This window comes from Leifsonia sp. 2TAF2, from assembly GCF_052115085.1.
Lineage (GTDB): Bacteria > Actinomycetota > Actinomycetes > Actinomycetales > Microbacteriaceae > Leifsonia.
The window spans coordinates 247,975-258,541 of record NZ_JBFRFY010000003.1 but is presented as its reverse complement, the minus strand read 5'-3'; the positions used below and the strand labels follow the sequence as shown (position 1 = coordinate 258,541).

General features: G+C 66.9%; 7 protein-coding genes and 1 tRNA gene. 6 read left to right on the top strand and 2 right to left on the bottom strand.

Annotation, left to right across the window (positions count from 1 at the left end):
• Together AB4Z18_RS18790 and AB4Z18_RS18785 are read right to left on the bottom strand one after the other, a co-directional pair.
• Positions 1–2,708, bottom strand: a 2,708-nt coding sequence (locus tag AB4Z18_RS18790) for a DUF7927 domain-containing protein (protein ID WP_441784282.1), incomplete at its 3' end; no start/stop codon positions are given.
• A 392-nt stretch (positions 2,709–3,100) separates the two neighbouring features.
• Positions 3,101–3,184: transfer RNA gene (locus AB4Z18_RS18785), tRNA-Leu, on the bottom strand.
• Positions 3,185–3,326: 142 nt separating this feature from the next.
• Here AB4Z18_RS18785 and AB4Z18_RS18780 point away from each other — a divergent pair.
• Genes AB4Z18_RS18780 through AB4Z18_RS18755 form a run of 6 tightly spaced genes read left to right on the top strand, consistent with a single transcriptional unit; the run spans position 3,327 to position 10,496 of the window.
• The gene (locus AB4Z18_RS18780; RefSeq protein ID WP_441784281.1) at positions 3,327–4,067 is read left to right on the top strand and encodes an FhaA domain-containing protein; all 741 of its coding nucleotides are present in this window, start codon (positions 3,327–3,329) and stop codon (positions 4,065–4,067) included.
• Entirely contained in the window at positions 4,064–4,666 is a 603-nt protein-coding gene (locus tag AB4Z18_RS18775; protein WP_441784280.1) for an FHA domain-containing protein FhaB/FipA, read from the top strand. The genes AB4Z18_RS18780 and AB4Z18_RS18775 overlap by 4 nt, the downstream gene beginning before the upstream one ends.
• Before the next feature lie 3 nt (positions 4,667–4,669).
• Positions 4,670–5,920 carry a PP2C family protein-serine/threonine phosphatase gene (locus AB4Z18_RS18770; protein ID WP_441784279.1) on the top strand — a complete coding sequence of 417 codons (1,251 nt, stop codon included), beginning with the start codon at positions 4,670–4,672 and terminating at the stop codon, positions 5,918–5,920.
• A complete protein-coding gene (locus AB4Z18_RS18765; RefSeq protein ID WP_441784278.1) occupies positions 5,904–7,313 on the top strand; it encodes an FtsW/RodA/SpoVE family cell cycle protein in 1,410 nt (469 codons plus the stop codon). The genes AB4Z18_RS18770 and AB4Z18_RS18765 overlap by 17 nt, the downstream gene beginning before the upstream one ends.
• 1 nt (position 7,314) lies before the next feature.
• Positions 7,315–8,769, top strand: coding sequence for a peptidoglycan D,D-transpeptidase FtsI family protein (locus AB4Z18_RS18760; protein ID WP_441784277.1), 1,455 nt, complete (start codon positions 7,315–7,317; stop codon positions 8,767–8,769).
• A complete protein-coding gene (locus AB4Z18_RS18755) occupies positions 8,766–10,496 on the top strand; it encodes a serine/threonine protein kinase (protein ID WP_441784276.1) in 1,731 nt (576 codons plus the stop codon). Before AB4Z18_RS18760 ends, AB4Z18_RS18755 begins: the two co-directional genes overlap by 4 nt.
• The last annotated feature ends 71 nt before the right edge of the window (positions 10,497–10,567 follow it).

Sequence of the window (10,567 nt, the reverse complement as noted above, 5' to 3'; positions counted from 1 at the left end):
GTGACCGTGGCCGTCGCGACAGTGATCGCGATCGGTGTCGGGTTCAGCCTGAAGCCGACCGGAGCACGGGTCTCCACCAACTGGTACGTGCCCGGACCAAGGTTCGTCAGGCGGAACAGCCCGCCCAACGGGTCGATATCCGCACCCGTGCAGGATGCCGCGGACGCAGCCACACAATCCGTCACTGCAACCGATGCCCCGGTCGGCTTGCCCGCCCCATCCACGGGCGTGAAACTCCACTCCGCACCCGTGAGGACGTTCTTCGCAGCCGTGGCGTCCACCTTGTGCCACAGCACATCGGAGACCGCAACCGGCACCGTCACCACACACAACGGATCCACCGACTCCGAGGCGCAATTGTTCCCGGGAGATGCGGACACCACCGTGTTCTTCATCGAGTGATCGCCCGTATCCGGGCTCTTCACGGTCACCGAATACGTGATCAGAACCCCAGTGGCGGGAGCGATCCCGCGCGGATCCGACGCCCACGACAGCACCGGCGCCGCGTACGTGACCGGACCCCCGTCCGAAGCACCGTCGTTGTTGTAGACGGCATCCTTCAGAACATCCGACAGGTCGTCCGTGAGCGAAGCGAACTTGTACACCTGAGTCCCCGTGTTCTGCACGTGGATCGAGTACGTGACCTTGTCACCGGGCCGAGCCGACTGCACAGCCGACGTCTTTGTGATCGTCAATGAACACTGCGACGCCGCGGCTTGCACGGCGAACTTCACAGGACCGGATGAGTTTCCACCCGGCGCATCGCTCCCCGCGGCCGATGTCGTCACCGCGTTCACGACGTTCGAGAGGGTCAGCGCCACGTCGTTGCACGCCACCGGTGGGGCGGTCGTCTGAAAGCACATCTCTGGCGGCGCACCGGACCAGGTGACCTTGATCTGCGCGTTCATCACGCCGGTCGGGTCGTTGATCCCGTTGACGGTCACTGCGGCGGTGATGGATGTCACCGTCTTGGGGATCGACGCCAGCGACAATGTGCCTCCGGCCGCCAGGCTGACCCCGTTAAACCCGGTGATGACTGCGTTGTTCTGATCCTTCAATGTCACGCTCGAGTTGGTGTACGTCCCCGCGACCAGCCCGGGAATCGACAACGCGCCCCACCCGATGAACCCGGCCGCACCCGAACCGCAGTACGAGGTCAGCGGCGTCACTGTCATCGAGGTCGGCCCGGAGACGCCCAGGCATCCGCCGCCGGTGATGGCGTTGAAGAACTTGATCTGGTGCCCGTCCCCGTCCGCGACCAGGCAATTCGGCGCCACGGAGCTCGCCGAACGCACCGCATAGTTCTTGGCGTTCGAGGGGGGCGTGAAACCCGCGCACGCGGCCCCGATGGCGAAGTCATAACAGCCGACACTGTTGGTCGCATACGGCATGTACACCTTCGTGCCGAAGGTGAAGGAGTCGCCCGACAGACCCGCGGTCACTCCGAATCTGGGGTCGGTGTACGGGTTCGCGACTGCCGCGCCCGTGGCCAGTTCCCAGCATCCGTACGGCGCGGCTCGCTGGCTGTTGGCGATCAAGCAGACGCCCGTGACCGCACCCGTCGTGCTGAGGATCGGGACAGGCGACCCCTGTTGCGTGAACGCTCCGTCATCCGAGGCGACCTTGGGGAAGCCGGGACACACCGCAGGACCGGGTTTGACGCAGTACAACTTCTGAGTGGTCGAATTGGCAGGGCGGCCCTGTGCGAAGAAGTAACCGCCCAACGTGACGCCCTGTGGCGCATAGATCGCCGGCCCTCCCGCATCGAGGGGGGTATTGCCGCACGAGGTACGGGTAGCGGCATCGAAGCACAGCATCTGGTTGTCGCCATCGACGAAGTCGAAGATGTTGGTCCCGCTGAGCGGGATCCCCGAACCGCCGATCAGGTATCCCGGATTGGTGACCGTACTCAACTGCGTGAATCCGCAGCTCTTCAGTGTGGACAGGTCCAGGCACATGATGCCGACCGGATAGCGCCCAGCCACGGCGGTACTCAACTGCACCTGCCACAACAGCGTGTTTCCGTAGAGGAAAGTGCCATTGTCGTTGGCCGTCTGCGCGCTGTACGCACCGGTACCGATTCCAGCACCGGTGGTGGTGGACACGTACGTGTTGTTCGCTGGCCATCCCGGGCAGACGCCGCCGGTCGTGATGACCGCGCAGAACAACGTCTGCTGGGACGCGTCGTGGTGGAACACCGCGTACACGCGCAGGCCGTCCGCGGAGACGACTGCGTTGTAGCCATCCCCACCCGCGTTGCTCACCGTCTGCGACACCGGGCTGGGAATCTTGACCGACAACTGCTGCGTGCCCTGCGGCACCAGGGTCCCGCGGAATCCCACGCCGTTCGCGTTCGCCGGGGGCGTTCCTGCCACCCAGTTCGATCCCCCGTCGGTCGAGTACTGCGGCGACAAGGTCCCCACCGCATCCTGATTGGGCGGCAATTGCAGTGAGCCGGGAACATACGCCCCGGCGGTGGTCAGCACATCCTTCAGATCGACCGACGCGGGCGCGCTGGTGTTGTTCTGGTAGTTCGCCACCCACTTCAGCGTGTCGCCCGGTTTGGCTGTGCCTGTCTTGGCACCGCCCGGCGCATCGGAGGACGCCGCCACCGAACCGTTGACCGTGTTCGTCGCCGTCTTGTAGACCGTCGACACGCCGGTCGTTGAGGCGTTGGAGAAGTACTGGGGCAACACGGACGTGCCCACCAGGGCGCCTAGCGCCAGGAATCCGGCCGACAGCGCGGCAAGACGCCAACGGCGAGTTCGCAGAGCTCTGTACGAGACCATCACCGCGGAACACCGCCCCGCATCGGGATGTTCATTTCCGACGGCAGTGCCGTGCTGGTTCGATTCATTTCGGGTCCTCAGTGAGCAACTCGTGTCGCGAGGCAGCACCCGGGGCTAGGTCAGGCGCAAACCGCGAACAGTGGTCCTTATGGCCAATCGGCCGTTATTAATAAGGACAGGTATTCCAAACGTTCATGACGCCGCTTTCCGTTGCAGAGTGAGTCGAAGATGCTCGTCGTGCACCGCGGCCGTTAAACACAAAAGCGGCTGAACCCCGGAAAACCGGGACTCAGCCGCTTGTCTGTTCGTCGTGCGCGAGGGGGGACTTGAACCCCCACGCCCTTGCGGGCACTGGCACCTGAAGCCAGCGCGTCTGCCAATTCCGCCACTCGCGCGAACCCAGGAACTCTAACACGGAGCCCGGATCGTCCACCAATCGGGACATCCCCCGGAGGGCTGATCTTCACCGGATAGCCAGTGGCTTTCCCAGGGTTCCGACTAACATGCATGTAGTCATCGAGCCGGAAGCGGGAGACTGTGGGCATTCTGGACAACTTCGAGCGGGGGCTCGAGCGCGCCGTCAATGGCGCGTTCGCGAAGACCTTCCGTTCCGGGCTGCAGCCGGTCGAGCTCACCAGCGCGCTCCGCAAAGAACTCGACACCAAGGCAGCCGTCGTCGCGCGCGACCGCGTGCTGGCGCCGAACCGCTTCGTGCTCCGCATGGCGACGGCCGACTACACGCGGATGCGGTCGATGGGCGCTGCCCTCACCGACGAGCTGATCGACTTCGTCCAGAAGCACGCGGCGGCCCAGCACTACCAGTTCGCGGGCGGGATCTCGATCGATCTCGAAGAGAGCACCGAACTCTCCGTCGGGATGCTGGAGGTCGAGTCCGAGAACGTGAAGGGCGATGTCGCCTGGACTCCGGTGCTCGACATCAACGGCACGCACTACCCGCTCACACACTCGCGCACGGTCGTCGGTCGCGGCGCCGACGCCGACATCACGGTCGACGACACGGGCATCTCCCGCCGGCACGTGATGATCACGTGGGACGGCCACCGGGCCCAGGTCGAAGACCTCGGCTCCACCAACGGCACGAAACTGGATGGCGAGCCGCTGCGCAAGGCGATCCTGGAGCCGGAATCCGTCGTCACCCTCGGCCGCACCCGCATCGTCTTCCGTGTCCTCCCCCAGGCGGCTCCATCAGCCCCGCGCGGCCGAGTGGATGACGCCACCCGCCGTCATGATGCCGGCGGCTTCTGGAGTCCCTCGTGAACCCGAGCGAGCTGACCCTGCTGGTGCTGCGGTTCGGCTTCCTCCTCGTGCTGTGGCTGTTCGTCTTCGGGATCGTCTACGCGCTCCGCACCGACCTGTTCGGCCAGCGCGTCCGCAAGCTGCCCGAGTCGCAGGCAGCCGCGTCGCCGTTCCCCGCTGCGGCGAGCGCCGCAGCCCCAGCGCCTGCGCCGGTCCCCGGAGGCATCGCCCCCGCGGGCCCGACCGAGCCCGTCATGAAGGCGGCCCCCGTCTCCACCCTCCCCTCGGGTGCCAACCGCGCAGGCGGCCACACCAACGCCAGCGTTCAGAGCGCCCGCCGTCTGGTCATCACCTCCGGCGCACGGGCCGGCACGGAGCTCCCCCTCGGCCGCGACCCGATCACCATCGGCCGCTCCGGCGAGTCCAACTTGGTCATCCGCGACGACTACACCTCCACCCACCATGCCCGCCTGCTCCTCTGGAACGACGAGTGGATGATCCAGGATCTCGACTCGACCAACGGCACGTTCCTCGACGGCCGCCGTGTCACCGTCCCGACCCAGGTCCCGCTCGACACGCCGATCAAGATCGGCACGACGACGTTCGAGCTGCGACGGTAATCCGTGGCGGCGAATAAGGCGGCGGCCATCTCCCATGTCGGGAAGATCCGCTCGAACAACCAGGACTCCGGCTACGCGGGGCGTGATCTGTTCGTGGTCGCCGACGGGATGGGCGGCCACGCTGGCGGCGACGTCGCCTCCGCGATCGCCGTGACGCGCATCCGCGAGGCAGACCACCAGTACGAGTCCGCCGCGGAGGCCGAGTTCGCCCTGCAGTCTGCGCTCATCGCCGCCAACTCGCTGCTGGCCGAGACGGTGTTCGAGCATTCCGAGCTGACCGGGATGGGCACGACCGTGAGCGCAATGGTGCGCGTCGGTGACCAGATCGCCTTCGCCCACATCGGCGACTCCCGCATCTACCTGTTCCGCGACGGCGAGCTCAAGCAGGTCACCACCGACCACACCTTCGTGCAGCGTCTCGTCGACAGCGGCCGCATCACCGAGGAGGAGGCGATGGTCCATCCTCGCCGCTCGGTGCTGATGCGGGTGCTGGGCGACGTGGATGCGTCCCCCGAGATCGACACCTGGACGCTGGACACCCGCCCCGGCGACCGCTGGCTGATCTGCTCGGACGGCCTGAGCGGCGTGGTGAAGCACGACGACATGCTGGCGGCCCTCGCATCCAAGGACGGCCCGAAGCAGGTAGCCGACCGCCTGCTGAAGCTCAGCCTCGACGCCGGAGCGCCGGACAACGTGACGGCCGTGATCGTCGACATCGCGGACACCGCTCGCGGCGACGTCCTGAAGGAGCCGATCACGGTCGGGTCCGCCGCCTCGCCCCTGCAGTTCGGCTCTGAGCCAAAGCCGACCACGCGCGCCGCGCGCCTGCCTGGCCTGCGATTGCATCCCATCCGGCCCGCCACCGGTCCTACCCACTTCGAGCCGCAGTCCGAGGACTACCTCGACGAGCTGATCGAGGAAGATGCCCGCCGCGTCCGCCGGCGACGCCTCACCTGGCTGATCGGTTTCATCGCGCTGGTGATCGCGATCGTCCTGGCCATCTTCTTCGGCTACCAGTGGACGCAATCCCGCTACTACGTCGGGATGTCGCCCCAGGGCCATGTGGCCATCTACCAGGGCGTGCAGCAGGGCATCGGACCGATCGGCCTCTCGCACCTCTACCAGGACTCGGACGTCAAAGTGGACGACCTCCCCGCGTACGACAAACAGCAGGTGGAGCAGACCATCAACGCCGACAACCTTCAGGCGGCGAAGACGATCGTGGAGCAGTTGAGCGATGCCGGCAGACAGTAGAACCGGCACGCGCGAGCAGCCGAAGCCGCCCCGGACCGCCACCGGGCCGGTGAAACGGCTGCGCCTGCCTGCCAAGCTGCGCAACCGCGAACTCTTCCTCCTGATCATCGCGTGCGGGATCAACGCAGCCGCGGTCGTGCTGGTGCAGCTCGGCGCGCTCGGCCACGTCGACCTCACGCTCGTCTACCTCGGCGCCGGTCTCTCCGCCCTCGTGCTCGGCATGCACATCGCCTTGCGCTTCGTCGCCCCGCAGGCCGACCCGTTCCTCCTCCCGATCGCCACGCTGCTCACCGGCATCGGCATCGCCGAGATCTACCGCATCGACATCCACTACAAGGACGCGGGCTGGGACAGCGCCGGCGTCAAGCAGATCGTGTGGAGCGCCATCGCGATCATCTGCGCGATCCTCGTCGTGGTGCTCATCCGCAACCACCGCATCCTGCAGCGCTACACCTACCTGTTCGGGTTCGCGGCGCTGATCCTGCTGCTGCTTCCGATGCTCCCGGGCATCGGCCGCGAGATCAACGGCGCCCGCGTGTGGATCGGGATCGGGCCGTTCAGCTTCCAGCCGGGCGAGATCGCCAAGCTGTGCCTCGCCATCTTCTTCGCCGGTTACCTGGTGCAGGCGCGCGACTCCCTCTCCATGGTGGGTAAGAAGATCCTGGGGATACGCTTCCCGCGCGCCCGCGATCTGGGACCCATCCTGATCGTGTGGCTGCTGTCGATGGCCGTCATCGTCTTCCAGCGCGACCTCGGCACCGGTCTCCTGATCTTCGGCCTGTTCCTCGTCATGCTCTATGTCGCCACATCGCGCATCAGCTGGGTGGTTCTCGGGGTCCTGCTCGTGGTTGGCGGCGCGGTGATAGCCAGCCAAGTGCTCCCCTACGTCCACGACCGCTTCGCCAACTGGCTGACTCCGTTCACTCAGGGCCGCTACGACGCGGAGCTCGGCGGCAGCTACCAGCTCGTCCAGGGGCTCTTCGGCCTGGCGCACGGCGGGCTGATCGGTACCGGGCTCGGCCAGGGCCAGCCGTGGATCACCCCGATCTCGCAGAGCGACTACATCATCGCGAGCATCGGCGAAGAGCTGGGACTGGCCGGCCTGTTCGCCGTGTTCGCGCTGTACCTCATCTTCGTCGCGCGCGGCCTCCGCATCGGCTTCGCCGGCCAGGACGACTTCGGCAAGCTCCTCGCGGTCGGACTGTCGTTCACTGTGGCTCTGCAGTGCTTCATCGTCATCGGTGGTGTCACTCGCGTCATCCCGCTCACCGGCCTCACCACCCCGTTCCTGGCGGCGGGCGGCTCGTCGCTTGTCGCCAACTGGATCATCGTGGCGCTGCTGCTGCGACTGTCCGACACCGTCCGCAATCAACCCCGGCTGGTGGTGAGCTGACATGAACCGTGAGATCAAACGCGTGAGCACGATCGTGCTCGCCATGTTCCTGGCGCTCCTGGTGTCCACGACGATCCTGCAGGTGTTCCAGGTTGATTCGCTCAACGCGGATGCCCGCAACACCCGTGCACTGAATGACAGCTACCAGGCTCAGCGCGGCGCGATCCTCGTCGCAGGACAGCCGATCGCCCAGTCGGTGCCGTCGCAGGACGTCTACAAGTGGCAGCGCGTCTACAGCAACGGCCCCCTCTACTCCGCCGTCACCGGGTTCTTCCCGATCAATGGCGAGCCGACCGGGCTTGAGGGAGCCCTCAACGCCAAGCTGAGCGGCTCATCCAACTCGCAGTTCTTCGACCGCATCAACGCCGTCCTCACCGGCAAGAGCCCCCAGGGTGCCACGGTCGAGACGACCATCGACCCGGTGGCGCAGCAGGCGGCGTGGGATGCGCTCGGCGACGAGCAGGGCGCCGTCGTCCTCCTGCAGCCGAAGACCGGCAAGATCCTGGCCATGGTGTCGAAGCCGAACTATGACCCCAACACGCTGGCCGGGCACGATGGCAAGGCCGTCGACTCCACGTACCAGCAGCTTCTCGACGCTCCGGGCGACCCGCTCATCAACCGTGCCATCGGCGGTGACCTCAATCCGCCCGGATCGACGTTCAAGCCGGTCATGAGCGCCACGGCGTTCGGCACCGGTCAGTACACGAAGGACAGCCAGCTGCCCAACCCGGCCTCGCTCCCGCTGCCCGGCTCCCCCACCGTCGTGAAGAACGACTCGCTGACGACCTGCGGCCCTGGGGCGACGGTGTCGATCGCGACCGCGCAGATCCTGTCATGCAACATCCCGTTCGCCGAGCTCGGGATGCAGCTGAAGCCCGAGGTCATCAAGGATCAGGCCGACAAGTTCGGCTTCAACCAGCCGCTGAGCATCCCGATCCCGGTCGAGAAGAGCGTCTACCCGCTCTACCCGGTTGCCGCGGAGCGTGCGCTCGGCTCGTTCGGGCAGAAGGACGACCGTGCGACTCCGCTCCAGATGGCGATGGTCTCCGCAGCGATCGCCAACGGCGGCACGCTCATGACGCCCAACCTGGTCGACTCCATCCGGTCCGCCGACCTGCAGACCGTCGAGGCCTTCCAGGCCAAGGAGTTCTCCCGCCCGCTGAGCCAGGCGAACGCCGACACCATCAAGCAGATGATGGTGGACGGCGTCGATCACGGCGTGGCGAGCAATGCAAGAATAGGTGGGGTTCAGGTCGGCGGTAAGACGGGCACGGCGCAGAACGGGAATGACGATCCCTACACGCTGTGGTTCACCGGTTTCGCGCCGGCGAACGACCCGGAGTTCGCTGTGGCGGTTGTTGTCGAAAATGGCGGTGGACAGGGTCAGAGCGGCACGGGTAACTCCATCGCTGCTCCGATCGCGAGGAAAGTACTAGAGGCGGTGCTGAATAAATGAGACCCACAGCAGGGCTCACCTTCGGGGGACGATACGAGCTGCAGTCGCGGATCGCGATCGGCGGCATGGGCGAGGTGTGGCAGGCCACTGACCTCGTCATCGGTCGTACCGTCGCCATCAAGATCCTGAAGGACGAGTACCTCGGCGACCCGGGCTTCCTCGAGCGGTTCCGTGCGGAGGCCCGTCACGCCGCACTCGTGAACCACGAAGGCATCGCGAACGTCTACGACTACGGCGAGGAGGACGGCAGCGCCTTCCTGGTCATGGAGCTCGTTCCCGGTGAGGCGCTGTCGAGCATCCTGGAGCGGGAGCACGTCCTCAGCACCGACCGCACCCTCGACATCGTCGCGCAGACCGCCTCGGCTCTGCACGCCGCGCACGCGGCCGGTCTCGTCCACCGCGACATCAAGCCGGGCAACCTGCTGATCACGCCGGACGGCCGCGTCAAGATCACCGACTTCGGCATCGCCCGCATCGCCGACCAGGTGCCGCTGACCGCGACCGGCCAGGTCATGGGCACGGTGCAGTACCTCTCGCCCGAGCAGGCCTCCGGCCACCCCGCGTCGCCGACCACGGACATCTACTCGCTCGGGATCGTGGCGTACGAGTGCCTGGCCGGCCGTCGGCCCTTCACCGGCGAGTCGCAGGTCGCGATCGCGATGGCCCAGATCAACGAGGCGCCGCCGGAGCTTCCGGCGACCGTCGCGGAGCCGGTGCGCAACCTCGTCTTCGCGTGCATCGCCAAGAACCCCGCCGACCGTCCGGCCTCCGCCGCCCACCTGGCGCGTGCCGCGCAGGCTCTGCGACGCGGTGATCTCCGCGCCGCCGCAGCAGCTGTTCCCGCCATCCTCGGCGCCGCGGCGGCGACGGACGCGGCCACGGTGCTCATGCAGTCGCCGGCGGCCCAGCCCACGCAGGCGACGACCGTGCTCCCTGCTACGGCCGTCGCGCCCGTCCTCGACGAGGATGCGGCCCCGGTGGAGGAGCGCAAGCGCAGCCGTTGGACCTGGCCTCTGATCGCCCTCATCGCCCTTCTCGCGCTGGTGCTGATCGGCACGATCATCACGCTGGTGGTGCAGCCCAAGGCTGCGCCCAGCTCCTCGCCGTCGCCGTCGCAGACGCAGTCCACCCCCACCTCCCCCAAGCCGTCGCCCACACCGACCAGCAACACCGTGCAGATCACTGAGAGCGACTTCCTCGGCCTCACCGCCGACCAGGCCCGCGACAAGCTGCAGCAGGTCGGGATGGTCGCCGACGTCTCGCAGGGAAACGCCGCGACGACCCAGGATCAGGCCAACAAGGTCTACTCGGTGAATCCGACGGGACCGGTGCCGAAGGGATCGACGGTCTCCGTGAAGGTCTACGGTCCGGTGGCGCCCATCCCGACCCCCACCGACACGGTCTCGGCGACGCCCGCGTCGGGTCAGGGCACCCCGAACTCGCAGATCAACGTGAGTTTCGGTTCCGCGACCTGCCCCGCGGGGCAGAACCTGGTCGGCCGACGGCTGTACATCAACGGCCAGCCGCAGACCCCGGTCAACGACACCAAGATGGTGTGGTCGCCGAGCGCCCCGGGCACCTACCAGCTGACGTACACGATCTTCTGCGGTGAGTCGGTCGAGTCCGGCCAGTCGCCCGCCCTCGCCTACCAGGTGGTCTCCTCGACGTCGACACCCGCGCCCGGTGCCGGCGGAGGCAACGGAGGCGGCGGCGGCGGCAACGGCTGAGACCGGCAGCGAACACAACCGGGGAATTATCCAGAATCGCCCCGCTACACTAACCGGAGTCAGCACCGAGA